This is a genomic window from Chloroflexus sp. (genome assembly GCF_034431535.1).
GTDB lineage: Bacteria > Chloroflexota > Chloroflexia > Chloroflexales > Chloroflexaceae > Chloroflexus.
In genome coordinates, this window is record NZ_DAOUDC010000031.1 from 63,847 (window position 1) to 90,093 (window position 26,247).

General features: G+C 60.4%; 22 protein-coding genes and 1 pseudogene. 17 read left to right on the top strand and 6 right to left on the bottom strand.

Annotated features, from left to right (window positions below; genetic code table 11):
- Window positions 1-148 precede the first annotated feature (148 nt).
- A pseudogene (locus U9R61_RS19925) lies at window positions 149-2,110 on the top strand (molybdopterin biosynthesis protein).
- A gap of 14 nt (window positions 2,111-2,124) precedes the next feature.
- Here U9R61_RS19925 and U9R61_RS08640 read toward each other — a convergent pair.
- On the bottom strand, window positions 2,125-2,403 hold the full coding sequence (locus tag U9R61_RS08640; protein ID WP_322488413.1) for a ubiquitin-like small modifier protein 1: 279 nt from the start codon (window positions 2,401-2,403) through the stop codon (window positions 2,125-2,127).
- Window positions 2,404-2,471: 68 nt separating this feature from the next.
- Window positions 2,472-4,301, bottom strand: a complete 1,830-nt coding sequence (locus tag U9R61_RS08645; protein ID WP_322488414.1) for an aldehyde ferredoxin oxidoreductase family protein — start codon at window positions 4,299-4,301, stop codon at window positions 2,472-2,474.
- A 437-nt stretch (window positions 4,302-4,738) separates the two neighbouring features.
- Here U9R61_RS08645 and U9R61_RS08650 point away from each other — a divergent pair, with 437 nt between their 5' ends.
- Both U9R61_RS08650 and U9R61_RS08655 read left to right on the top strand, forming a co-directional pair.
- Window positions 4,739-5,152, top strand: coding sequence for an ACT domain-containing protein (locus U9R61_RS08650; RefSeq protein WP_322488415.1), 414 nt, complete (start codon window positions 4,739-4,741; stop codon window positions 5,150-5,152).
- Window positions 5,149-6,186: a hypothetical protein gene (locus U9R61_RS08655; protein ID WP_322488416.1), complete on the top strand. Its 1,038-nt coding sequence runs from the start codon at window positions 5,149-5,151 to the stop codon at window positions 6,184-6,186. The genes U9R61_RS08650 and U9R61_RS08655 overlap by 4 nt, the downstream gene beginning before the upstream one ends.
- A 119-nt stretch (window positions 6,187-6,305) precedes the next feature.
- Here U9R61_RS08655 and menH read toward each other — a convergent pair whose 3' ends face one another.
- Window positions 6,306-7,121, bottom strand: a complete 816-nt coding sequence (gene menH / locus U9R61_RS08660) for a 2-succinyl-6-hydroxy-2,4-cyclohexadiene-1-carboxylate synthase (protein WP_322488417.1) — start codon at window positions 7,119-7,121, stop codon at window positions 6,306-6,308.
- 129 nt (window positions 7,122-7,250) lie between these two features.
- On the opposite strand from menH, the gene lon reads away from it, so the two are divergent.
- Entirely contained in the window at window positions 7,251-9,680 is a 2,430-nt protein-coding gene (gene lon, locus U9R61_RS08665) for an endopeptidase La (protein ID WP_322488418.1), read from the top strand.
- Window positions 9,681-9,697: 17 nt separating this feature from the next.
- Here lon and U9R61_RS08670 read toward each other — a convergent pair whose 3' ends face one another.
- A complete protein-coding gene (locus tag U9R61_RS08670; protein WP_322488419.1) occupies window positions 9,698-10,048 on the bottom strand; it encodes a DUF309 domain-containing protein in 351 nt (116 codons plus the stop codon).
- A 2-nt stretch (window positions 10,049-10,050) separates the two neighbouring features.
- Window positions 10,051-11,154, bottom strand: coding sequence for a glycosyltransferase family 1 protein (locus U9R61_RS08675; protein WP_322488420.1), 1,104 nt, complete (start codon window positions 11,152-11,154; stop codon window positions 10,051-10,053).
- A 418-nt stretch (window positions 11,155-11,572) separates the two neighbouring features.
- On the opposite strand from U9R61_RS08675, the gene U9R61_RS08680 reads away from it, so the two are divergent.
- Window positions 11,573-12,625 (top strand): CehA/McbA family metallohydrolase, encoded by a 1,053-nt coding sequence (locus U9R61_RS08680; RefSeq protein WP_322488421.1) that lies wholly within the window; start codon window positions 11,573-11,575, stop codon window positions 12,623-12,625.
- Here the strand turns inward: U9R61_RS08680 and U9R61_RS08685 are convergent.
- On the bottom strand, window positions 12,615-13,322 hold the full coding sequence (locus tag U9R61_RS08685; protein WP_322488422.1) for a metal-dependent transcriptional regulator: 708 nt from the start codon (window positions 13,320-13,322) through the stop codon (window positions 12,615-12,617). The genes U9R61_RS08680 and U9R61_RS08685 overlap by 11 nt on opposite strands.
- 172 nt (window positions 13,323-13,494) lie before the next feature.
- Between U9R61_RS08685 and U9R61_RS08690 the strand changes: the two genes are divergently transcribed.
- The 12 genes from U9R61_RS08690 (at window position 13,495) to U9R61_RS08745 (ending at window position 25,836) form a co-directional block, all read left to right on the top strand.
- The gene (locus U9R61_RS08690; RefSeq protein ID WP_322488423.1) at window positions 13,495-14,271 is read left to right on the top strand and encodes an enoyl-CoA hydratase-related protein; all 777 of its coding nucleotides are present in this window, start codon (window positions 13,495-13,497) and stop codon (window positions 14,269-14,271) included.
- A 60-nt stretch (window positions 14,272-14,331) separates the two neighbouring features.
- Window positions 14,332-16,797 carry a PAS domain S-box protein gene (locus U9R61_RS08695; protein ID WP_322488424.1) on the top strand — a complete coding sequence of 822 codons (2,466 nt, stop codon included), beginning with the start codon at window positions 14,332-14,334 and terminating at the stop codon, window positions 16,795-16,797.
- A 63-nt stretch (window positions 16,798-16,860) separates the two neighbouring features.
- Window positions 16,861-18,111, top strand: coding sequence for a M24 family metallopeptidase (locus U9R61_RS08700; protein WP_322488425.1), 1,251 nt, complete (start codon window positions 16,861-16,863; stop codon window positions 18,109-18,111).
- An 87-nt stretch (window positions 18,112-18,198) separates the two neighbouring features.
- Window positions 18,199-19,551, top strand: a complete 1,353-nt coding sequence (locus tag U9R61_RS08705; protein WP_322488426.1) for an MFS transporter — start codon at window positions 18,199-18,201, stop codon at window positions 19,549-19,551.
- A 67-nt stretch (window positions 19,552-19,618) separates the two neighbouring features.
- Window positions 19,619-20,764, top strand: a complete 1,146-nt coding sequence (locus tag U9R61_RS08710; RefSeq protein ID WP_322488427.1) for a glycosyltransferase — start codon at window positions 19,619-19,621, stop codon at window positions 20,762-20,764.
- 111 nt (window positions 20,765-20,875) lie between these two features.
- The gene (locus U9R61_RS08715) at window positions 20,876-21,508 is read left to right on the top strand and encodes a lipopolysaccharide biosynthesis protein (protein WP_322488428.1); all 633 of its coding nucleotides are present in this window, start codon (window positions 20,876-20,878) and stop codon (window positions 21,506-21,508) included.
- Window positions 21,487-22,140 carry a YveK family protein gene (locus U9R61_RS08720; protein WP_322488429.1) on the top strand — a complete coding sequence of 218 codons (654 nt, stop codon included), beginning with the start codon at window positions 21,487-21,489 and terminating at the stop codon, window positions 22,138-22,140. Before U9R61_RS08715 ends, U9R61_RS08720 begins: the two co-directional genes overlap by 22 nt.
- A gap of 89 nt (window positions 22,141-22,229) precedes the next feature.
- A complete protein-coding gene (locus U9R61_RS08725) occupies window positions 22,230-22,874 on the top strand; it encodes a CpsD/CapB family tyrosine-protein kinase (RefSeq protein ID WP_066783675.1) in 645 nt (214 codons plus the stop codon).
- Between the two features lie 395 nt (window positions 22,875-23,269).
- Window positions 23,270-23,956: a response regulator transcription factor gene (locus U9R61_RS08730; protein WP_322488430.1), complete on the top strand. Its 687-nt coding sequence runs from the start codon at window positions 23,270-23,272 to the stop codon at window positions 23,954-23,956.
- A gap of 108 nt (window positions 23,957-24,064) precedes the next feature.
- Complete coding sequence (locus U9R61_RS08735; RefSeq protein WP_322488431.1) at window positions 24,065-25,132, top strand: sensor histidine kinase; 1,068 nt, start codon at window positions 24,065-24,067, stop codon at window positions 25,130-25,132.
- A 92-nt stretch (window positions 25,133-25,224) separates the two neighbouring features.
- A complete protein-coding gene (locus tag U9R61_RS08740) occupies window positions 25,225-25,488 on the top strand; it encodes an AbrB/MazE/SpoVT family DNA-binding domain-containing protein (protein WP_322488432.1) in 264 nt (87 codons plus the stop codon).
- Between the two features lie 18 nt (window positions 25,489-25,506).
- Entirely contained in the window at window positions 25,507-25,836 is a 330-nt protein-coding gene (locus U9R61_RS08745; protein ID WP_416208835.1) for a type II toxin-antitoxin system PemK/MazF family toxin, read from the top strand.
- Window positions 25,837-26,247: the final 411 nt, after the last annotated feature.

Genomic DNA, 26,247 nt, shown 5'->3' on the forward strand with positions numbered 1-26,247 from the left:
CGCTTTGGCGGATGCCAGGGCGGGCAGGCATTGCTCCCGTGCTCGCAGGAGATTGCTTCGCCGCCTCCGGCGGCGCGCAATGACAAGGGGGGAGCGGATGAGCTGAGTCTTCAATTGGAATCGCCCCCATAACACCATAGAGAATCTTATGTCAAAACGACGCTACTACCTCGAAGATCGCGCTCTCGATGAGGCGATTGCCCACTTTGAAGCGACCCTCGCGCGTGCCGGCGGGGTGCATCTGCTCGACAGCGAGACCATCCCGCTGGCTCAAGCCCGCGGACGGATTACCGCCGCGCCGGTGTGGGCCGCGCGCTCGGTACCGCATTATCACGCCGCCGCGATGGACGGCATTGCCGTGCGCGCGGCTGTCACCGCCGGCGCGACCGAGTCTTCGCCGCTGACGCTCACCCTCGGCGAGCAGGTGGTGTGGGTAGATACCGGCGACCCGATGCCTCCCGGCACCGATGCGGTGGTAATGGCCGAGAATGTGCAGGTGCTCGATGAGACAACGGTGGCGATCAATGCTGCGGTGGTGCCGTGGCAACACGTGCGCCCGCTTGGTGAAGATATTGTGGCGACAGAGCTGATCGTCGCTGAGGGGTGGTCTTGCGTCCGGTCGATCTCGGCGCGATTGCTGCCGCCGGTTACGCGACCGTCACCGTGCGGCGCCGTCCGCGGGTGGCGATTATCCCTACCGGCACCGAGCTGATTACGCCGGAAGCCGCCGCTGCGCGCGCAGCGGCGGGCCAGCCGGTGCAGCCGGGTGAGATTATCGAGTTCAACTCGCTGATTCTTGCCGGTTTGGTTGAGGAGTGGGGTGGAGTGCCCACCCGCCTGCCGCCCGTTCCCGACCGGCAAGAGCTGTTGCGCGTGGCAGTGGCGGAAGCGCTGGCGAACCATGATGTGATTGTGATTAACGCCGGTTCATCCGCCGGTTCCGAAGACTATACTGCTCATCGCCGAGTTTGGCGAGGTGGCCGTGCATGGCGTCGCGATTCGCCCCGGCCATCTGGTCATCCTCGGCGTGGCCGGCGGCAAGCCCGCCTTTGGTTTGCCCGGCTACCCCGTCTCGGCAGCATTGACGGCGGAACTCTTCCTGCGCCCGTTGCTCTACCGGCTGCAAGGACTAACGCCGCCGGAACGGCCCAAGGCGACGGCGTCTATTAGCCGCAAGCTGCTTTCGCCCATGGGAGAAGATGAGTTTGTGCGCGTGACGTTGGGCCGGGTAGACGGAAGGCTGATCGCGACGCCGCTCTCGCGCGGAGCCGGTGTGGTGACATCGCTGATCCGAGCCGACGCGATCGCCCATATTCCCCGCTTTTCCGAAGGGTTGCACGCTGGGGCCGAAGTAACGGTCGAGCTGCTGCGCCCACAGGCCGAGATCGAGTCTACCATCGTCGCGATTGGCAGCCACGATCTAGCCCTTGACCTCTTGGCCGGCTATCTGCAACGCACCGGCGCAGGCCGCCGGCTCAGCTCGGCCAACGTGGGCAGTTTCGGCGGCTTGATGGCGCTCAAGCGCCGCGACGCGCACCTTGCCGGGGTGCATCTGCTCGATGAAGAGACCGGCGAGTATAACGTGTCGTATGTGCGGCGGTACCTGCCCGCTGAAGAGATTGTGCTGGTGCATTTGGCCGATCGCGAACAGGGCTTTCTGGTGGCACCGGGCAACCCGCTGGGATTGCGCACGCTCGCTGATCTCACCCGCACCGGGGTGCGCTTCGTCAACCGGCAACGCGGATCAGGCACGCGGGTGCTGCTCGATTACCAACTGCGCCAAGCGGGAATTGACCCTAGCGCCATCACCGGCTACGAACGCGAAGAGTATACGCACATGGCGGTTGCGGCGGCGGTGCAGAGCGGCGCGGCCGATGTCGGCCTCGGCATTCGCGCCGCTGCCCAAGCCTTGGGCCTGACCTTCATTCCGCTCTTTAGCGAACAGTACGACCTCGCCATTCCGAGTCGCCATTGGGAGAGCGATTTGTTGGCGCCGCTCCGGCAGATGTTGGTTGAACCCGCCTACCGGCAGGCGGTTGCGGCGTTGGGAGGGTATGACATCTCCCGTATGGGGGAAACAGTAGCGGTGAGGCAAGCCTCACCGCATTAGTTCCTTAGCGAATATCACCCGCCGGCAACGGCGGGAAAAATATCAACCGTATCACCCGGCTTGATCACCGTCTCGACGCCATTAGGCAGGTACGGCGCATCGCGGCCATTGATAAACACATGCACGTGCGGGTAGAGGTTGCCGTCTTCGTTGAGCAGCTCTTTGCGCAGGCGCGGAAACCGCTCGACGATGACATCAACCAGTTGTTTCACCGTCACATGTTCGCCAACTTGGAACTCTACCGTCCGGCCACCGACGATCGGGCGCAGAGTCGCATAGAAATTCACTTGCATCACGTTTCAGTCATTAGAACGGGGCGAGCGCATCCGAGCGCCCGCCCCACGGCTAACCAGCTCACCACTTAATCAATAATCCCCAGCTCGCGCAGCTTGCTCTCCGGCACCACGCCATTCACCCAGCCGCTGGCCGCGTAGTACTCGGCCAGCATCTCATCAAGCTCGCAGACGTGGCCTTCCGAACCGGGCATAGTTGACGGCTCTTGGGTGAAGCGAGCCGGCAGATAGTCGCTGCCCTCGCGGAAACCGGCCAGATTGTTGTAGTAGCGCTCGAGGTTGTAGATGCGCTCACCGATCTTGAGCACATCTTCCGGCGTACACTCAACCCCGACCATCGCCGCATACTGGGCCGCGTACTCCTCAGCGCTTTCGGCGAAGGCGCTGAACTTGCACAGATCGAGGCTGTCGGAGAAGGCGTGAACATCTTGGAAGATCTTCACCAGCTCACCCTTGCCCTTCCACGCCAGCGGATCGACCTTGAGCGATCCGAACGGCATCACCCCTAGCTCAGCGGCGGGGGTATAGGCGCGCAGGTGGCAGGCGCCGCGGTTGCTGGTCGCGTAGGCAATGCCCATGCCCTTCAGACCACGTGGATCGTAGGCCGGCACGCCTTGGCCCTTCACCGTCATCGCCAATTCGGAGTGGCCAAAATACCGCGCCGTCGCCTCGGCGCCATCGGCCATCACATTGCCGATCCCCTCGCGCATCGCAATCTTGCGCACCATCTCGACCATCGCCATTGTGTCGCTCCACGCCAAGCCGCCAGCGCCGTTGGTATAGCCGCGCTCGGTCGCTTCCATGTACACCGAAAGCGGATGGCCCAGCTCGATGGCATCCATACCGTAGTCGTTGCACATATCGATCAGCTTGGCGACGGTGTTAATATCATCGTTACCGCAGTTCGCGCCGAGCGACCACGCCGGCTCGTACTCGACGCTCTCCATGCGGAGACCCTTCCACGGCCCCTCTTTGATCTCGACCTCTTTCTTACAGGCCACCGGGCAAGCGTGACAGGTCGGGTCATTGACCAGCATATGCTCCTTGACATACTCGCCACTAAGCTTCTCGGCATCGGCGCCAAACGAGGTAAGCATGCTGTTCTTGGTGGGCAACGCCCCCATTGCGCTAGTAATGTTCATCAGCACATTGGTGCCGTAAACCGAGAGACTGCCCTTGCACGGGCTCGTGATGTTGCGTTCATCCATGATCGTGGCGAGGGCACGCTTGTAGGCCGGCTTCCACGCATCGAGGTTGGCCGCCTTGGGCATCTTCTTGGCCGACTTGATCACTACCGCCTTAAGCAGCTTGCTGCCGCCGACGCAGCCGGTGCCGCCGCGCCCGCTGGCGCGGTCGTTCTCGTTGACCCAGCAGGCAAACTTGACCAGATTCTCACCGGCGGGGCCGATCGCGATCACGCTCAGCTCCTTCTCGCCGTAGCGCTCGCGGAAGAACTTGACCGTATCGTGAATACCTTTGCCCCAGACCTCCGAGGCATCCATAATCTCGACGATGCCATCATGCACGTACAGGTAGACCGGGCCGCTGGCCTTGCCCTTCACCAACAGGCCGTCAAAGCCGGCCCAGCGCAGCCGCGCCGCCGACCAACCACCGTGATGGCTATCGGTGACGGTGCCGGTCAGGGGCGACTTGGTCACGATCGCCATCCGCCCGCTCATATTCGCTTCGGTGCCGGTCAGCGGGCCGTTCATAAAGCAGAGCAGGTTATCGGGCGAGAGTGGATCAACCTGCGGGCCATTCTCGAGCATATAGCGCACCCCAAGCCCGCGCGCACCGACATACTTGCGCGCCCAGTCTTCAGGAATGCCGCGATATTCCACCGTTCCAGCCGTCAGGTCGACATGGGCGACTCGGTTTGCGTACCCGCCAAGAGCCATAACGTCCCTCCTCACAATAGCAAATGAAGCGACATCGGCACCCCAACACGACTGTCTGACGCAGACGACCAAAGACAGCGATACCCGGCGCAGACGCCAGCTAGCGCAAAGGAGACGGCGCGCGCAGCAGTGGTCAGCACAAACCGGCGCCCAGTCCGTCTGGATGCGCTACCACCTACAATGACCCTCTGAGCACACACCTTCCCGCCACTTCATATTGACACCCGGCTGCACTGCCTTATTGACGTTTGCGTGAGAGTATGATAGGAACATTGTATATCAAGGCAGGCGGCAAACCAATACGTTAACAGTATTTACACCTCACTATTCGGCTAGAGCAAGACCGGCGCTAACGTCACCATTGTCGTTGTACGCACTATCCGCCAGCAACGCGGGTCAATCATTGCGAGAGCGCCAAACCAAGGAGCGCACCTATCATGCCTGGTGAAACTGATGTGGCTACGCTCCTCGCGACGATGCAGCCGGTTTTGCACGCGGAAGCGTACGCCTTCTGCACCATCACCCCGCGCGAGCTAGCCGGATTGGCGGCAACCCCGCTCGGCATCTTTCGCGAGCGCGAGGGCGTGACCGTCATTGTGACCGCCCAAGAAGCGCGACAACATGGCTTATCCTTCAATAGTACATGGGCGTACATTGAGCTGACCGTCCATTCGGCCTTAACGGTGGTAGGGTTTTTGGCTGTGATCAGCCAGCGCTTGGCGGAAGCCGGGATCAGCGTGAATGTGGTATCGGCCTACTACCACGATCATCTCTTCGTGCCGTGGGAACGACGCGCGCAGTCGCTGGCAATCCTTGATGCGTTAGCCAGCCAATACAGGAGCCAGCCATGAAACGCATCTTCTCGGCGGGAAACGTTGCGTTGTTCCTCTGCATCAGCGTGACCGGATTGTGGGCGTTGTGGGGTGTGAGCGAGCTGTTTCACGAGGGATGGTATGCGCCGTTTGAATGGCTCTTCTATCTGCTGCCGGCGCTCGGCTCGTTGGCGATCACCCTCATCGCCCTGACGTATCCGCGCGTAGGGGGCTGGCTACTCATCGGGATCGGGGTCATATTCTACGGTTGGGTGCTCGCCAGCATTGCGGCGCGGCTTGGCTTGAGTCTCATCAGTGTCCTCGCGTGGTTCCCGGTGAGCGGCCTGCTGGTCGTGATCGGCATTCTGTTCTTACGCTGGGAACCCCACGCCCAAACCGAATCGCGCCCGGCCCGGCGTCTGGGGTACCTGCTCGCTACCGGCATCCCCCTGCTCATTGGGGTTGGGTTTGCGATTGAGCCAGCCATTCGCGTCGCCAATCGGGTTGATGACGGCAACTACGGTACGCGGCAGATTGCCGGCAACGGCGTCACCCTGATTTGGGCCCCGGCTGGGCCGGGTTGGGCGGCGAGCGTAACGTGGAACGAACTGGCGCTCTACGGCTTGCCGCCGGTTGGCTTCGCCGGCAAAACCGATGGCTTGCCGGGCGGCTGCAACCTCACCTCCAGCGCCGGTTGCGCAACCACGCAGGATATGCAACGCTATAACGCCTGCCTCTACCTCAGCACCGATGGATCACGGCTAGAAACCACCGCCCAATATGTCTGGCGGATGCCCACGACCGATGAGGTGATGCGCTCGTTGGTGTATCACGGCGAGCAGGCCGGTTGCGCGTGGAATGGCCAAGCCGGCGTCCAACCATGCACCTCCCGGCCCGACAAAGAGACGCCCTTGTGGAAGCCGCGCGCGCCAATCATCTATTTGTGGACGGCTGCTGAAGCAAGCACGCAAGAGGCCTACTACGTCGTCTACCACGACACAGTGGGGACTGATGTCAGATCGTTTGGCCTCGGCAGCCGAGGGTTTCGGTGCGTGCATGAGGTAGGTCGGTAACAGTATCGATGGTCATACGCGGGGACTCTTGCTGCATGTCATTGCAAGGGAGCACTTTCCGCATGTCATTGCGAGGGGGCGCAGCCCCCGAAGCAATCCCCGCTTCAGCGAAAGAAATGTCAGTCTGTCGCTTCAGCCAGAAAATCGCTGATCAACCCGCCAACCATCTCTGGCTGCTCGATCTGCGCCGCGTGACCGGCATCCGGCACGATCACGTGACGCGCCTGCGGCATCAGCGCCGCCATCTGCGCCCCGATCGCGCAGAACTTCTCGTCGAACGCGCCGGTGATGAGCAGAGTGGGGGTTGCAATGGCCGGCAATGCCGCCCACAACGACGGCTGCCGCCCGACGCTCATCCCGCGCAGCGCGTTGGCATACCCACGCGCGCTACCGGCCAGCCGCTGCATCCGCTGCGCCGCACGCACCGGCGCCGGCAACCGTTGTTGCGACGCGAAAATCGGCTGCGCCGCCCAATACTCGACAAACCACTCCAGCCCCTCGCGCTCGATCCGTTCGGCCAGCGCCTCATCGCTCACTAAGCGCACCGCCCGTTCCACCGGATCGGCCAACCCCGGCGAGGCCCCGATCAAGACCAGCCGCCCCACCCGTTCCGGCGCGCCGGCAGCCAAGAGCAGCCCGATCCGGCCGCCCATCGAATAGCCGCACAGATCAACCCGCGTAAAACTGAGCTGATCGAGCAGCGCCAGCACATCGGCCACGCACTGCTCGATCGCATACCGCGCCGGATCATCGGGAGCGTCACTCTGGCCATGCCCGATCAGATCAATCATCACCAACGTGTGGTGTGCAGCGAGGGCCGGAACCAGCGGTTGCCACGTCTGCCCGTTGCCGGTAAAGCCATGCAACAATAGCAGCGGCGGCCCTGCTCCGACTAGCTCGACGTGCAATGTGAGGTCATTGAGCGAAATCTTCACCGTCTTCTTTCTTACAACAACCAACAAACAACGCGAAACCTGCCAGTATATGCTACACTGAACGTACAATCATGACAACGCGCAGGCACACTGTTCAACCAACCCGCTGGCCTGCGCAGGAGCGAGGCTATGACCACGACTCCGGCCAACGAACAATCGCCATCACCTACTGTCGATGCAACGCCGGTCGAGCGGCCAGTGCTCCCGTTGCTCGACAGCGTCCTGTTCCCGCAAATGTTGGCGCCGCTGTTCGTCAATGACGAACGCGCAATCAATGCGGTAGAGCAAGCTGCCGCCAGCGATCGGGTTGTGCTGGCGGTTGCCGCCCGCGGCCCGACCGAAGATTTTTCGGTTGGGATGAACGACCTTTACTCGATCGGCGTTGAAGCGATTGTGCAACGGCTGCGCCGCCTACCCGACGGCACGTTGAGCGTGGTACTCGAAGGCCGGCAACGGATGCAAATCATCAGTGTGGTAGCCGAACATCCGGCGCTGCGCGTGCTGGCCGCGCCACTTGAAACACCGCCGCTCGATGAAGATGCGGCGCTGATGGTCGAAGCACTCAGCCGCACGATCCTGACTACCTTCGAGAAGATCGTCCGCTTGTCGCGCAATTTGCCCGACGATGCCTATCTCACCGCGCTCAACAGCGCCGAACCCGGCGAGTTGGCCGATATTATTGCCGCCCTGCTGCCCATCTCGGTCGAAGAGCGGCAAAAAATTCTGGAATTGGTTGATATCGAACAACGGCTGCGCCATCTCGAAGTCTTGCTGGCTAAAGAGCTCGATCTACTCGAACTCGAAAATCGCATTCACAGCCAAGTGCAGCAGGAGGTTGATCGCAGCCAGCGCGAGATGTTTCTGCGCGAGCAGTTGCGCGCCATCCAACGCGAACTCGGCCAAGAGGATCCGTCGCGCCGCGAGATCACTCTCTTGCGCGAACGCGCCGCTGCCGCCGGGCTGCCGGCCCATGCGATGGCCCGCTTCGAGGAGGAACTAGCCCGGCTTGATCTCATCTCGCCAATGTCGCCCGAACACGGCATGCTGCGCACCTACCTCGATTGGCTGATTTCTTTGCCTTGGAGCAACGCCAGCCCGGAGAATCGCGATCTACGCGCTGCAGCGGCGGTGCTCGAACGCAACCATTATGGTCTGCGCAAAGTTAAGGATCGCATCCTCGAATACATCGCCGTGCGCCAACTGGCCGGCCCCGCCCGCCGCGCGCCCATCCTCTGCTTCGTCGGCCCTCCTGGCGTCGGCAAGACCAGCCTCGGTCAGAGCATTGCCGAGGCGCTAGGTCGCCGCTTCGTCCGCCTTAGTCTTGGCGGCGTGCATGACGAGGCCGAGATTCGCGGCCACCGCCGCACCTATATCGGCGCGCTGCCCGGACGCATTTTGCAGCGGATGAAGGTGGCCGGCACGATCAACCCGGTCTTTATGCTCGACGAGGTTGATAAACTGGGCAGCGATTTTCGCGGCGATCCAGCAGCAGCTCTGCTTGAGGTGCTCGATCCCGAACAGAACAGCACCTTTAGCGATCACTATCTCGATCTGCCTTACGACCTCAGCCAGACCCTGTTCATCACCACCGCCAACGTCGCCGACGCTATCCCTGACGCGCTGCTCGACCGCATGGAGCTGGTGGAGTTGCCGGGTTATACCGAGGATGAGAAGCTGCACATCGCCCGCCGCTTCCTCATTCCGCGCCAAATGACCGACAGCGCCCTGCCGCCGGCGACGATCCGGTTCGGGAATGAAACGATTCACGCGATTATCCGCAACTACACCTACGAAGCCGGCGTGCGCAATCTTGAACGCGAGATTGGCGCGATCTGCCGCAAAATCGCTCGCCGCATCGCCGAGGGCAAACGCTACCAGCGCCAAATCACGCCGCGCGCCTTACCCAAACTGCTTGGCCCACCCCGCTTCGAGATTGGCAAGATTGATCCGAGCGATCAGGTAGGGGTGGCGGTTGGGATGGTCTATACCAGCGCCGGCGGTGACATTATGCCGGTGGAAGTGGTGTTGATGGACGGCAAAGGCAATCTGCTGCTCACCGGCCAGCTCGGCGAGGTGATGCAAGAGTCGGCGCAGGCGGCGCTTTCGTTTGCCCGCGCTAACGCTGCCCGTTTGGGCATTGAGGGCCGCCACTTCGATAAGCTCGATGTTCACGTCCACGTTCCCGAAGGCGCTACCCCGAAAGATGGCCCTTCGGCGGGTGTGACCATCGCTACTGCCTTGATCTCGGCGCTAACCGGGCGCACGGTGCGTCACGATATTGCCATGACCGGCGAGATTACGCTGCACGGGAGGATTTTGCCGATCGGCGGCGTGAAAGAGAAGGTGCTTGGTGCATACCGGGCCAGCATTCGCCAGATCATTCTGCCCAAGCGCAACAAGCATGATCTAACTGAGATTCCAGCCGTCTTGCGCCGGCAATTGACCATCCACCTGATCGAACGGATCGAACAGGCGCTCGATCTCGTCCTCGGCCCACCGCCGCCGAAAGAACCGCGCCGCGCGCCGCGCGTCATCCCGCGCCGGCTTGACGACGATTAGGTAGGGGCATAGCGGCGCTATGCTCCTATGCGTGGCCGCTCCCCGTGTTCCGGATCGGCCACGATAGCTACTATTGCCGTCGCCAACGCTGCCAAATCGACCCCGCGGTACACCGCCGGCAACTGCGCCAGCCGGCGCTGCGCCTTGGCCCAATTGAGCTGCAAGCCGCGCCGGTTGCCCTGCCGCCACTTCACCAGCGCCGCCGCGATCTGGATCAAGGCCTTGTAAAACTCGGCCTCTATTCCCTGCGCCACCCGCCAGCAGATTTCCCATTGCTCGTGGGCATGCCAATACTCACCGGCGTTGAAAAGCTGGATACCGGCAAGGAAGGGATCGGTCGCGAGGTTGTGTTCAAGAGCAGGATCCATCTTCATTCCGCCATCAACGCCTCCAGCGTCCGCTGCGCGCACGCCTCCCACGTAAACTGGCGCGCGCGCGCCAAACCGCGCTGCCGCAGATCAGTGCGCAAGGCCGCATCATCATGCACGCGCATGATAGCCGCGGCAATCGCATGCACGTCGAGCGGATCAACCAGCAGCGCCGCATCGCCGGCCACTTCCGGCAGCGACGAGATCGTGCTGGTAATGACTGGCGCACCGCATGCCATCGCCTCTAGCACCGGTATCCCAAAGCCCTCGTACAGCGACGGAAAGACGAACGCCAGCGCACCGGCCAGTAACGCGGGCAGATCGGCATCGGCGACATAACCGGTAAAACGCACCCGATCGGCAATCCCCAGCTCGCTGGCCCGCCGCTCGATCGGTTCGCTCAGCCAGCCGCGCTTGCCGGCCAGCACTAGATCAAGATCGTAACCGGCGGCTAATACGGTCGCCAGCGCCTCAATCACCCGCGCCAGATTCTTGCGCGGCTGCACTGTACCAATGTACAAGAGGTACGGTCGTTGCACCAAGCCATAGCGTGCGCGAACCGCCCCAACGCACTGCGGATCGTCCGGTGGCCCAAAATCCGCACTCAAACCGAGATGCGTTACTGTAATCCGGTCGGGATCAACCCCATACCAATTGACCAAATCGCGCTTGGTTGCCTCGGAAATGGCCAGCACCTGCCGGGCCGCGCGCAAACTCCACCGCGTCGTCACTTCGAGTTCGAGCCGGCGGCGCGCCGTATGCGCTTCGGGAAAGACCCGATAGCCCACATCGTGAATGGTCACCACGGTTGGCGGATGGAGCAGCGGCACGACATGCGCCGGTACAAACAACACCCGTGGGCGAGCGCGCCAACTGGCCGGCCCAAGACGCAGATGCGTCCACAACCGCGGCAAGCGCAGATCGCGTACCTGCGCCCGCTGGCTCAGCGGCGGCAACCGCTCGCGCCCGCCGTTGATATAGAGGCGAAATTGCACCTCAGCCGGCCCGATCCGGTCTAAGGCCGCAATCACCTCGTAACTGTAGCGTTCGGTGCCGGTACGTTGCGCCACCGTCGCCCGGCTGGCATCAATGTCAATGGTGATCATACGCGAGTATAGTAGCATATCTGGAGTTGACAGGCGCGTAGTAGGGGCAATGCACTGCATAACCCCGCCCCCATTGTCATTGCGAGCCGCCGCGCGGGGGCAATGCGCTGCATTGCCCCCGCGTGGCGAAGCAATCTCCTCCGACAGCGGGTGGAGTGCGGCAGTTTCACTGCCGCATTCCATAAGTGAACCGCCTGCGCACCTCGCGCCAGATCAGCCCTGTGCTGGTAGGGTGCATGAAGAACCCCCTCACGCATCCCCTCCGCTAGAGTAAGAGCTTGCTTCGGGCACTCTGCGCCCTCGCAATGACAGCCAGCACCGCCCCCGCCCAACATCAGACATTCACGCATCGCTTGTGTCTCTTTGCGGCTATACTATCTACAACAGCCGCATATCGATGCTATTAGCGGAGTACGCTATGAATTATCCCTTTATCTACCCCGGCGCAATCCACATGCATACCACCTACTCGGACGGATCGGCCACCTTCCCGCAACTGATCGCCGCCGCCCGTGAGGCCGGTCTGCGCTGGGTGATTGTCACTGACCATGACACCCTCGAAGGCTTGCCCTTCGCCGGTTGGCACGACGATATCCTTGTTATCGTCGGTTACGAAATCACCCCTGATCACAACCACTTCCTCGCCCTCAACGTTGATGCGATGATTAGCAACGAACTGCCGCCGCAACAGTTTATTGATGAAGTGTACGAACGCGGCGGCTTCGGCATCATTGCCCATCCCGACGAGCGCGTCCGCAATTCGTTCAAGGATATTTATCGGTGGGATGACTGGACGATTGATGGGCCAAGCCAGCGCGAAGGGCGCGTGGTTGGGCTCGAGTTGTGGAATTTGATGAGCGATTGGGGCGAGCACCTGACCGAACGCAATAAACTGGCGCTGGTGCTCAACCCACGCTTAGGATTGAGTGGGCCCACGCTGGCAACCTTGTGGTGGTGGGATCGGCTGAATATGGCTGGCCGGCGCACCTTCGGCATTGGCGGTGTCGATGCCCACGGCTTCAAACGCCAAGCGCCATGGGGCGAGATCGAGGTCTTTCCCTATCCGTGGATCTTTCGCACCCTCACCAACTACATTCTGCTCGCCGAACCGCTCAGCAATGATGCAGCGGAGGCAACCAATCAAGTCTACGCTGCCCTCACCGCCGGACGCTGCTACTTTGCCAACCGGCTGGATGGTGAAGCGCCATCGATCGTCTTCCGTCTCAGCCGACCCGGTGAAACGGCGGAAATGGGCGATATGATCAGCCTTGCCGGCGGGCCGCTGTTGGTCGAGGTTGACGTTGGCGCCGATGCCTATGCCCGTTTAATCGTCAACGGCGAAGTTATGACTAGCGGTATCCGCCGCATCCGGCAAACCGTTGACGACGACGGCATCTACCGCGTCGAAGCGTATTGGGGCGGCAAACCGTGGCTCTTTACCAACCCGATCTTCGTGACCGCTACGCCGTAACTGTCGGCTCATCGGCCTCAACTTCGATCGTGCGGGCCAAGCGCCGATCAAGCGGCACCGGGTCGGCATCGCAAATCTGCACCGTTAACGGCCCGTCAAACGGCGCACTGGCCTTCACCACCACCCGCGCACCGGGCACGAGACCAAGATCGGCCAGATAGCGCAGCCGTTCGGCGGCCTGATCACGCACCCGCGCAATCCGCGCCGGTTGGTGGAGCGGCAGATCGGCCAGCCGGATGGCGCGGGTGGTCGGCAACACACCATCAACACCGGGGATCGGGTCGCCGTGCGGGTCAAAATCGGGGTATCCCAACCGCTCGGCGATCCGCGCCTCGAGCTTCTCGCTAATGTGGTGTTCGAGCCGCTCGGCCTCTTCATGCACCTCGTCCCAACTATAACCGAGCGCCTCGACGAGGTAGAGTTCGAGCAAGCGATGATGCCGGATCACCTCCAACGCAAGCCGCTCGCCGACTGGTGTCAACACCACGCCTTGATAAGGCGTATGTTGCACCAGATTCATCTCGGCCAGCTTCTTGATCATCCCAGTAACCGATGCTGGGCGCGACCCGCGCTGCTCGCCCAGCATTGTTGTCGTCACCGCACCGACCTGCTGTTGCAGCAAATAGATCGCTTTCAGATAATCTTCAATGGCCGGCGTAATCCGGTTGGAAAGATTGGCATCTTCGACAGGGGTCAAGGCGCGTCTCCTCCTGGCGGCGCGAAGCCCGATGTTGCTGACTTCAATGTACCATAGAGCGGCTATTTCCTGCAACGGGCGTGGTACAATCGGGTTACGATAGACAACGTAATGATAGTGCATTGTAATGTCGTTATGCACTCACCTCTGCAATATGGAAGGAGCGACTGTCATGAACGACGAACCATTGGTCATCAGCTCGGTCGAAGGCCCCATCGCCATCCTAACGCTCAACCGGCCACAGGTGCTCAACGCCCTTAGCCCTGCCCTCATTGATGATCTCATTCGCCATCTCGAAATGTATGACGTCGATGATTCGATCCGGGCCATCATCATCACTGGGGCCGGGCGGGCGTTCGCTGCCGGCGCCGATATCAAGGCAATGGCCAACGCTACCCCGATTGAGATGCTTACCAGCGGCATGATTGCCCGTTGGGCCCGGATTGCGGCCATCCGCAAACCGATGATTGCCGCCGTCAATGGCTACGCGCTCGGCGGCGGCTGCGAGCTGGCGATGATGTGCGACATCATTTTGGCCAGTGAGACGGCACAATTCGGCCAGCCTGAAATCAACATCGGCATCATTCCCGGCGCCGGCGGCACCCAACGCCTTACTCGCGCCCTCGGCCCCTACCGCGCCATGGAGATGGTCTTAACCGGCGCAACGATCAGCGCCCAAGAGGCCTCCGCGCATGGATTAGTGAACCGGGTCTGCCCGCCGGAAACCCTGCTCGACGAAGCGCGCCGGGTGGCGCAGACGATCGCCGCCAAATCGCCGCTGGCCGTCCAATTGGTCAAAGAGGCGGTGCGCACCGCCGCCGAAACCACCGTGCGCGAAGGGCTGGCGATTGAATTACGCAATTTCTACCTCCTCTTCGCCAGCGAGGATCAGAAAGAGGGTATGCGCGCCTTTATCGAAAAACGCGCCCCCAACTTTAGCGGCCGGTAACGAATGCAGGGCGGCCAACCAACCGGAGCAAACCTTCCGCAATGCTCAAAGGACACAGTCATGGATATACACGAGCGATTGCGATCTCTCGAACGCGAAAACGCCATCTTACGCCAACAGCTCTCAATCCTCCGCGCGCAGTTTACCGCGAGTTTGGCCGCTCATGAGTTGCCGTTTGATATGGTCTTCCATCAACTACCCATCCCAATGGTGTTGTTTGCGCCTGATGGGCTATCCGTGGCGATGAATCGGGCCAATGAACAATTGGTGGCAACGCCGATCGATCAAGTCGTCGGGCGCTACAACATCTACAACGATCCGGCGGCCCAGAAGCGCGGCTTCGTCGCTGCCTTCGAGGCCGCCCGCCGCGGCCAAATCGCCGCAATGCCGCCCACCCCCTACGATACCGCCGAAGCTGAGATCGAAGGCCGGGTCGTTGATCAACAATTTTGGTCAGAAACAACCTATTTTCCGATCTATGATCATATGCACCGGCTCGTGCTGATTGGCGAGATCAACCGTGACGTGACTGATTGGGTGCGGATCCGCGACGAAGAACAACGCCTTGCCACCGAACTGCGCGAACGCGAACGGCGCTTTGCCACACTGTTTGACCAAATCAATATTGGGATCATGGTGATCGAAGAGAATGGCCGGATCATTGATTGTAATCGGGCTGTTGCTGATATGTTGGGGTTCGAGCACGACGAGCTGATCGGCAAGATGATCTTGCATCGTACTCATCCCGATGATCGCAACACCGATTTGCTGCTGTGGGAAGAATTACTCGACGGCAAACGCGATAGCTATACGGTCGAAAAACGGTACCTGCACAAAGATGGTCACATTGTGTACGGACGCATGACCTGTTCGGCAGTACGTGACGAAGAAGGCAAGATCACGTTTCTCGTCCGCTTGATCGAAGATATTTCCGCCCAACGCACTGCCGAAGCAGCACTCGAAACCAGCCGCCGCCTGCTGCAAGACATAATCAATCAGATACCAGCTTTGATCTTCGTCAAAGATGCCGAAGGACGCTATCTGATGGTGAACGAGCGATTAGCCGCCTTTTCCGGCTATGAACCGCAGGCGATGATCGGCAAACGTGACGACGAACTCTTCGCGCCAGCCCTGGCCGACTATTACCGCTCGTTCGATCGTGAAGTCATGCGCCATCGCCACCCGATTCAGCGCGATGATGACCGCTGGACGGCTGATGGGTTGACGGCGTTTACCACGATCAAATTTCCCCTGTTCGAACACGAGGGGAAAATCTACGGCATTGGCGGCATTGCGCTCGATGTCACCGAACGGCGCCGGATGGAGCGCGAACGCGAGCGGATCGAGCAGCAACTCCGCGAGACTCAACGGCTGGAAAGTTTAGGCGTTATGGCCGGCGGGATTACCCACGATTTCAATAATCTGCTCGTCGGCGTGTTAGGCAATGTGTCACTTGCCCTCAACGAACTGCCCGATGATCACCCTGCCTACCCCTTGCTGGCGCAAATCGAACAAGCTGCTTTGCGGGCCTCCGAGCTCACCAATCAATTATTGACCTACACTGGCCGCCACCAACCCGACATGCAACGGCTTGACCTGAACCGGGTTGTAGAAGAGATGCAAACATTGCTGCGCAGTATCTTACCCAGACGGGTTGATCTGATTGTTCAACCTTCTCCCACCTCATTACCGATCGAAGGCAACATTGCCCAAATCCGGCAGGTGTTGATGAATTTGGCCATTAACGGCGCTGAAGCCATTACCGGTAACGGCACCGTTACCATTGCGACTGAGGCGTGTGACGTCAGCGCCGATGAGATGGCCACGATGCAGATCGGCGCTGATCAGCCACCCGGACGTTACGTCGCGCTGATTGTCAAAGACACCGGCCACGGCATGGACGACATCACCAAAGCACGCATTTTCGATCCATTTTTCAGCACCAAATTTACCGGTCGCGGTCTTGGCTTGGCGGCAGTGAATGGCATTGTGCGCGCCCACCGCGGCGCACTGCACATTGCAACCGAACCGGATCATGGCACAACCTTTACCGTCTTTTGGCCAATGACGACCCTTGCTGATACCATCTCAACGACACCATCAGAGTCACCACCGACCCAAGCAGTGGTTAAACAGCCTTTGGCCCACATCGAACGATCGGCCTTGGTCGTTGATGATGAACCTGATGTGCGTATGGTTGCGCAACGGATGTTGCGCCGGCTAGGATTTACCGTCTACGAAGCTGCCGGCAGCGCCGAGGCGCAACAAGTGCTCGAACAGCACGGCCATCAATTGGCCCTCGCCCTTATCGACTTGACTATGCCGGGACAAACGGGTGATGAGCTGGCGACCGAACTCCTCAGTCGCTACCCTTCCTTGCGGATCGTTCTGATGAGTGGCTTCTCACAACAAGAATTACCAGCGTATTTGCGAGCAAGCGGTATGGTCTCTTTTTTGGCTAAGCCGTTTACGTTAAGCTCACTCACTACGATAGTAACCGCAGCCTTTTCATCGCATGCGTTATAATGGTCAAGATTCAGGTTGAGCAATGACCCAACCTGGCGCTGTATGAACAGACGAACTCACGCTATGATCATGACCCCCGTTGTGATTTCGCTCCGCGCGCAGAGCGATCTGCGCGCTCAATGGTTAGCCGAACGCTTGACGCTGCTGTTACCCGAACTAATGGAACGCACCAAGATCGATCTGTGGGTTGTAACTGCGCGTGAATACAATGAAGACCCGGTCATTATGACGCTGCTTCCAGCGCCGGCGATGAATGCCCGTCGCCGTACGATTCTGCTCTTTGCCCGCCGTTCTGACGGCACGGTCGAGCGACTGACGCTTGATCGCTACGGGTATGGCGATCTCTACCGGCAGGCTTGGAATCCTGACACTGAATCACAAGATGACTGCTTAGCTCGCCTCATCGCCGAGTATGATCCGCAGCGGATCGGGATGAATATATCTCAGACCTTTGCGTTTGCCGATGGCCTGACCTACACTGAATACCAACGTCTCTGCGCCGCACTTGGCCCTCGTTATGCCGAACGTTGCGTCAGCGCCGAAGCGCTGGTGATCGGTTGGCTCGAACGCCGTATTCCAGCCGAATTAGCGGTCTACCCGGAATTAGTTGCGCTTGGCCATCAGATCATCGCCGCCGCATTCTCGCGCGCCGTGATTACGCCCGGCGTCACCACGACCGATGATGTCGTGTGGTGGCTGCGCCAAACCATGCACGAGGCCGGCGTGCAGGCTTGGTTCCAACCAACCGTCAGTATGCAAGCTCGCGGTATGCCATTTGACGCCCCGCCAACCCGCAACCGGATCTGGCCCGGTGATTTGCTTCATTGTGATGTTGGCTTTTGCTACCTTGGTCTATGCACCGATCAACAGCAGCATGCGTATGTGTTAGCGCGCGATGAAACTGCGCCGCCGGCGGGGCTTATCGCCGCGTTAGCCCAAGCGAACCGGTTGCAAGATATTCTGTTAGATGAGATGCGGGTTGGGCGCACCGGCAATCAGGTATTAGCGGCAACCCGTGCGCGTGCGCTAGCTGAAGGTTTGCAACCTTCGATCTATTCGCATCCGCTTGGCTATCATGGCCATGCTGCCGGGCCAACGATTGGATTGTGGGATCACCAAGCGGGGGTGCCCGGCGCCGGCGATTACCCGCTGTACGACGAGACTGTTTACGCCATCGAGTTGAATAACGTGGCGCTTGTACCTGAATGGGGCAATCAACCGGTGCGCATTGCCCTCGAAGAAGATGCTGCGCTGACCGGGGGCGTTATGGCTTGGTTGCATGGCCGGCAAACGCAATTGCACGTGATCGAATAACGAAGGGTTTAGAGCAGGCATTGCTATAACGGCGGTGCTCTTCCACTCTTTATCCGCTATCTCTTGATCAGCGATGAAGGAGGTCGCATGACTTCGGTGGCCGTGCCCGAAACCGATACTCGCCGCGCGATTATGACCGTGTTGTTCGTGGGCGTCTTTATGTCGGCACTCGACTCGGCAATCATTGGCCCAATCGTGCCGGCATTGCGGGCAGCATTTGCGATTGACAATACCCAAGTGGTGTTGGTCTCGATTATCTTTACCCTCTGTTCGCTGAGCAGCACAACATTGATGGCCAGCCTCAGCGATCGCTACGGACGCCGCAATGTCTACCTGCTGAATGTCTTTGGCTTTGCCATTGGTTCGCTGCTGATCGCGCTGGCCTCCGATCTGACGATGGTGTTGCTGGGGCGCGCCGTGCAAGGCGTCTGCGCCGGCGGCATTACCCCTACCGCTAGCGCCGTGATCGGCGATGTGCTACCCTCAGCGGAACGGGCGAAGGCGCTGGGCTTAATTGGCGCGACTTCGGGGATGGCCTTTCTGGTTGGGCCGGTGATGGCTTCCTTGATCCTAGCCGTCGCTGATTGGCACTGGATCTTTTTACTCAATTTGCCGGTCGCCGCGGTGGTCATTTTCCTCGGATGGCGTGCCTTGCCTCGCTCGGCTGCCCATCACGAAGCGGCTAATGGCGCTTTCGACTGGCAAGGGCTGGTGCTGCTGGTACTGATCTTGGTCAGCACCACGCTCGGCATTAACCAATTGCTCGATCGCATCTTTGGGTTTACCATCTGGCCATGGCTCTTCCTCTTGGTGGCGGTGCTGACTCCTGTGCTGGCATGGCGCGAAACACGCGCGCTGGCGCCCCTGCTGCCGCCGCGGCTCTTTACTAACCGCCAATTGCAAGTCGTCTATCTGCTCGCCATCGGTTCCGGCATTTCGATGGGCAGCATTATCTTCATTACCTCGGTCGCGGTAAACTTTGGCGTACCAATCAGTCAAGCCGGCTTTTTCCTGCTGCCGCTAGTCTTCCTTGCCTCGGTGACCTCGGTGTTCGCCGGACGGTGGTTGCCGCAGATCGGCGGACGGATGACGATGGTGATCGGCTATAGCCAGTTGACGGTCGGCACGGCCCTGCTGGGCCTGCCACAAGCGCCATTCTGGCTGTTTGTGGTCGCTACCCTAATTATGGGCAGCGGCTTGGGCATTGTGGTCGGCGGCGCGTTGCGCGCCTTGGTGCTCGAAGAGGTGGCTGCCACCGACCGCGGCGTGGCCCAGAGCGTGATTAACATCACGATTAGCATCGGCACCCTGATCGCCGTGGCTCTCATGGCTAGTATCGCTGATAGCTTCGATTTCGCGACCGCCTACCTCGTCTGCGCCGGCGCAATGGCGCTGATGACGGTGATCAGCCTTGGCCTCCGTCGCCAATACAGCAAGTAACCGCAATAGCGTGAATGTGCTATCCTATCCGGCAATGGCATCAAGCCGGATAGGATAGGTATTGGCTATGCAGGTCGCTCTGGTACACGATTATCTGAACCAATACGGCGGCGCCGAGCGCGTGCTCGAAGCCCTGCACACACTCTTCCCGGCAGCGCCGGTCTATACGTCAATCTTTGATCCGGCAGCTATGCCGGTTGCTTACCAACAATGGGATATTCGCACTTCGTTTATGCAGCGCTTGCCGGCATGGCGCACCCAATTCCGCCGCTATGTGCCGCTGTATCCCGCCGCTTTCGAGCAGTTTGATCTGCGTGACTATGATCTCATTATCAGTAGCTCAAGCGCTTTCGCCAAAGGGATTATTCCCCGACCGGGAGCGCTGCACATGTGCTATTGCCACACGCCCATGCGCTTTGCGTGGCGCACCGGCGATTATGTCGCACGTGAACAGATTAGCGGCCTCCAAGCGCGTTTGTTGCCGTTTCTGCTCAACTATTTGCGCATGTGGGACACAACCAGCGCCAATCGGGTTGATCTCTTTATCGCCAATTCGCGCGAGGTGGCCGGACGGATTGCCCGCTACTACCGCCGCCCGGCGATGGTGATCCCGCCGCCGGTCGATCTGCCGCCCTACGAGCCACGCCAACCCGAAGACTTTTACCTCGCCGGTGGCCGGCTCATCCCCTACAAACGGCTGGAATTGGCGATCGAGGCCTTCAACCATCTGCGCCTACCGCTCAAGATTTTTGGTGATGGCCGCGATCGGGCGCGGCTCGAACGGATGGCTGGCCCTAACATCGAGTTCTTGGGGTGGGTGGATGAAGCAACCCGGCTCGACCTGTTCGCCCGCTGCCGCGCCTTTATCTTCCCCGGCGAAGAAGATTTTGGCATTACCCCACTGGAAGTGCTAGCAGTGGGCCGGCCCGTGATTGCCTTCGCTGCCGGCGGCGCACTCGAGACGTTGATCGAAGGCGTGACCGGACGCTTCTTCTATCAGCCCACCGCCGCTGCCCTAGCTGCCGCCGTCGCTCTCTCTCGCACCGATCCGGTCGACTCGCTCGCCCTGCGTCGCCACGCCGAACTGTTTAGTCGCGAGCGTTTCCTCACCGCGATGCGCACTTTTATCGATGAGGTATTGGCGGTCCACCGCGCCGGACGCCTGTTTGAGTTTGAGCAGAGCCTGCATCGCCAAACCGTAGCGGCGATGTGATAAGCAACGCACCGGCGTAAAGTGTAGTAAGATGTGCAAAGAACGGAGACGTTGCTCGACAACCTCTCGGCGTTCCTCTGAAATCTCGCGCGAGGCGCTACTAGCGACACTATGGAACTGATCACTCTCTTTCGTATCGCTCGCCGGTTTTGGCTGCTCATCCTGCTGCCGGCGCTCATTGCTGGCGGGTTGAGTCTCTGGTTCGATCTCCAACAACCGCCACGCTACGCTGCTACAGCGCGCCTGCTGATCACCTATCCGGTCATTGGGGCCGAAGATACGATCGAAAATTGGCAAATGACCGAGTTTCTAATCGACGACCTCCCGCAGGTCTTGAGCAGCGCGGCTTTCGCCGCCAAGGTAGAACCGCTGCTCGCGGACCGCAACGTCACCCTCAGCACCGCCGAGATTCAGCAGGGGCTACGGATGACGCCGCTCCACCGCGCCGTCGATCTGCGGGGTGAAGCATCATCGCCGGCAGCAGCGCAGGCACTGGCTGAAGCAGCCATTACCGTGTTGCAGAATGATGGCCTCGCCTTCTGGGGTCGGGCCGATACCCGCCTCAACGTCGTGGTGCTCGATGGGGTTGGCGATCCGCAACCGATCGTATCACGGCGCGCAATCGTGTTCGATGCCGCCCTCCGCGCCGCGTTGGGATTCGTTGCCGGGTTTGCGCTCGCGGTTGTCGCCACTGTACTGCGCCCAGTTAAAGGGGAACGTTTATGGAAATCCGCGACTATGTGAATGTGCTGTTCAAGCGCTGGTGGGTGATTGCCCTCACCGCAATCGCGGCGGTGGTTGGCGCGTATGCGATCAGCAAGTTGCTACCGCAAACCTTCCGCTCGCAGGCAGTCTATCTGGCGCTGGCGAATCAAGCCGACAACGGCCTCAACATTGTGCTGCGCAACTCGATGAATAGCTACCGCGAGCTGGTGATGCAACCAAGCGTGCTTGACCAGATCAGCCAGCAAATTGGCCTCGACATCAGCGGCGAACGCTTAATGCGCGATGTCAATATTCAACCCCGCCCCGACGAGCAAAAGATTGTGATCGAGGTCGATCTGCCCCGCCTCGATCAATCGCAGGCGCTGGCTGACGCCGTCGGCGAGCGCATCGTAGCCGAAGTCAACCGTATTAACGCCACCCTCGAAGGCACCGCCCGCATTAATGTGACCCGCATCCAGCCCGCCCGGCTGGTCGAGATCCGGCCCAATACCCGGATCAACATGCTGGCTGGCGCGATCCTTGGGTTGGTGGTAGGCGTCCTGCTGGCGTTTGCGCTCGAATACCTCGACGACACGCTCAAAACACCGGAGGATGTGGAACGCTTTGTCGGCCTGCCGACCCTAGGGGCAATACCGCTGGCCGAGAAGTGAGTTTATGTTTAGATGAAGGGCGGTCGCGCTACTGCTGCGCCGCCCACCGCTTCGCGCCTTCGCGTACATTGTAAAGACAGGCAGGAGTGATGCTCGTGACATCGTCGCCCGAGCAGGTGCTGATCACGCTGCGCGAACCGGCTTCCGCCGCCGCCGAAGCGTATCGCACGCTGCGCACCAATATTCTCTTTTCGAGTCTCGATAAGCCGATCCATACCTTACTGCTAACCGCTGCCGAGCCCACGCCGGAAAAGAGCCTGACCGCCGCGAATCTGGCCGTCACCATGGCCCAAGCCGAACAGCGGGTCTTACTGGTCGATTGCGATCTCCGCCAACCGGCCCTGCACACCATCTTTGGCATCTCAAACGAGCAAGGTCTCACCAGTTCGATCCTCGATCAAGATGCGCCGCTCGCTATCCAGCCGACCGACGTGCCGGGATTAAGCTTGCTGCCCAGCGGGCCGCTGCCTCCCCGTCCCGCCGACCTGCTCGGCTCGCGTCGCATGGAAGGGCTGCTGGCCCGCTTGCGCCAAACCGCCGACATCGTGATCTTCGACACGCCGCCAGTGCAAAGCTACACCGACGCCCTCGTGCTATCGACCCGCGTCGATGGCGTTTTGCTGGTCGTGCAAGCTGGCCGTTCACGCCGCGACCGGGTGCGTGAAGCGCGCCAAAAGCTCGAAAAGGTCAAAGCCAACCTGCTCGGCGTTGTCCTCAGTAATGCGCGCACGTAGAAGGGACATCACGCTGCTATGCCCCTCCCTGCGTGTCAGTGCGAGCCGCGCGGAGGGGCATCGCGCTGCTATGCCCCCGCGCGGCGCAGCAATCCCCCGCTTCAGCGAACGTAATCCGCTCAGCATTCGTTCTCGCCGCAGCGGGAGATTGCTGCGGGGGCTGCGCCCCCCCGCAATGATAAATTCGGAGCATAGCGACTCTCTACCCCCTCCCACCGCAAAGCAATCTCCCAGATCACCGAATCAGCCCGCTCCGGTATAATGCTTATTAATACAACCGATTGCTTCGAGGGCGGGCACACAGCGCCTCCGCGTTTTACCGCCTCGCAACGACACAAGGCCAGTCAAGCTTCACATCAGTGCAGCTCCACAAGGACACACTGGGTAGGGACGCTATGCAACCGACCATCCTCGTCGTCGATGACGAAGCCAGCATTCGCAACGTCGCCAAAGCCTATCTCGAACATGCCGGCTACCGCGTCTTGTGCGCCACCACCGGCCCCGAAGGCTTGCAAATGGCACTCGAAGATCAACCCGATCTGATCGTGCTCGACTTAATGCTGCCCGGGATGGACGGAATGGAACTCGCTGCCCGCCTGCGCGAACATTCCGACGTCTTCATCCTGATGCTCACCGCGCGCAGCGACGAGATGGATCGCGTCGCCGGCCTACGCGTAGGTGCCGACGACTATTTGACCAAACCGTTCAGCCCGCGCGAACTCGTCGCCCGCGTCGAAGCCATCTTGCGCCGGCGCCGCGGCAAACCGGCCAAGAGTTCGATTATGCGCTTCACCTACGTCGAAATCGATCCCGACACCCGCGAAGCGCGCGCCGCCGGCCAACTGCTCGAACTCACTCCCACCGAATTCGATCTGTTACTAGCCCTCGCTCGTAACCACAACCGCGTCCTTAGCCGCGAAGACCTGATTGAGAAGGTGTGGGGAGCCGATTTCTACGGCACCGACCGCGTGGTCGATGTCTACGTCAGCCAAGTCCGGCGCAAAATCGAAGCCCTCACTGGCGAAAACCTCATCCGCACCGCCCGCGGCGTCGGCTACCGCTTCGTCGATATACCGGCATAGAGGGCAACCCATACCCATGGGAGCCGCACAACCGTGCGGCCCTACGCAGCGGTTCAATGGCACTGTAGATGGGAACCACACTGCCGTGCGACTGTACGAATCTTGGTGATGCAACGTATGATTCATTTCTGGCGACAACTCCGCTGGCAAATCATCGGCGCCCAAATGCTGGTCGTCGTTGTTGGCGTGGTAGCGCTCAGCCTCACCGCCAACGCCCTGCTCGAACAGACGGTCTCTTCCGACCAACTTGCCACTGTGCGCGCTGCCGTTATTCAAGCGCTCACGGTCGCCGCGATCGCCGCCACCATTGCCGGCCTCACCACCAGCATTTTGCTCGTGCAAGGCATCTTGCGTTCGCTGCGCAGCATCGCCCACAGCAGCCAGCGCATCGCCGCCGGACGTTACGACGAGCGTGTACACGTACCAGCCAGCGATGAACTGCGCGCCGTCGCCGAGAGCTTCAACCAGATGGCCGAAGCGCTCGAACAGATCGAACAGCGCCGCGTCGCCATGATTGGCAACGTCGCCCACGAACTGCGCACGCCGCTAGCCGGCATCGAAGGCTACCTCGAAGGCTTAATCGACGGCGTGCTACCGGCGGAAGCCGATACCTTCCTCGACATGAAACAGGAAGTGCGCCGCCTACGCCAGCTGGTTGACGATCTGCAAACCCTCTCACGAGTCGAAGCCGGTCAAATCTCATTGCACTTCACTACCTTCGACATCAACGACGTCATCCGCCGCACCGTCGCCCAACTCCAGCCACAAGTGCTCGACGGCTGTTTGCAAGTCGTCTGCAAACACACCGACCAGCCGCTGCTCACCCGCGCCGATCCCGATCGCGTCGCCCAAATCCTGCTCAACCTGCTCGGCAATGCCGTGCGCTACACCCCCGAAGGAGGCTGCATTACCGTTCGCTCAGCACTGGTTGACGAACAAGTGCAGGTCACTGTTGAAGACACCGGCATCGGCATCGCCCCCGAACACCTGCCCTACATCTTCGAACGCTTCTACCGCGCCGACCCCTCACGCTCGCGAGCCAGCGGCGGCAGCGGCATCGGCCTCACCATCGCCCGCCATCTGGCTTGGGCCATGGGTGGCGACATCACTGCGTATAGCGCTGGCCTCGGCAAAGGCAGCGCCTTTACCGTCACCTTGCCCCGTAGTACGGTGTAAGCGCTAGCAGGGAAAGGTGGCGCCCCCCCCAACGACACATCCGCTTGATATATCCGTTCAACGGAACTACAATGTAATTACAGGAGGGGCGTATGGCTACCCTTATCAAAACACGACTTATCAAAATTGGCAACTCTCGCGGTCTTCGCATCCCGGCAGTGTTGCTTGAACAGTTGCAACTCACCGATCTCGTTGAGATTGAAGTCGGCGATGACCACCTTATTATTCGGCGCGGCAAACCGCCGCGCGCAGGGTGGGCCGAAGCATTTCAGCATATGGCGGCTCAAGTCGACGACCGGTTGCTCTTGCCGGACACCGGTCTCAACCAATGGGAGGAAACTGAGTGGGAGTGGTAGAGATGCTTCCGTGGAGCAATCGTGGTGCAAGTCAAACGCTTTGACGTGTTCCTCGTTCAACTCGATCCAACGCTTGGCGCTGAAATTCAAAAAACACGCCCCTACCTCATCATCTCCCCCGATGAGATCAATGACTTTCTACAGACGGTCATTATCGACCCAATGACAACCCGTCTACATTCCTATCCAACGCGCGTGACTTGCCGTTTCCAAGATCGTGACGCCTCAATTGCGCTCGATCAGATCCGCACAATCGCTAAGAGCTGCTTAGTGAGCTATCTGGGCCACATTGATCGCTTCACTCAGAAACAGGTACTGGCTGTGCTGGCCGAATTGTTCTCGGAATAGCAAGTAGCCGCCTCTTTGCCCCACCCTAGCCATCCCTCTCCGGGTTGAGAGGCGGACAGAACACTTGGTTAAGTACAACTGTATGATCGCTCTGCGATGCCTCAACCCCTGCCCGCGGCACCCCCTCTCCCGCCGTCAGGTGGGAGAGGGGGTGGGAGGTGAGGGTCAACGACCAAGCTGCAAAGCAAGCCAAGCCGCAGAGGGATCTAACGCAAAGGCGCAAAGCCCGCTAAGATCGCAAAGATTTGGAATATGGGGAAGAGAACAGCCTGCCCCCTTCTCCGCGTCCTCTGCGGTAACATTCCACCTCTTCCCAGCGGGGGGAGACTAGGAGGGGCCAATCTAAGATGCAAAGATGTTCGGGGATGGTGATGATCCTCGGCGTCGTCTGCGCCCCCTGCGGTAAAACTT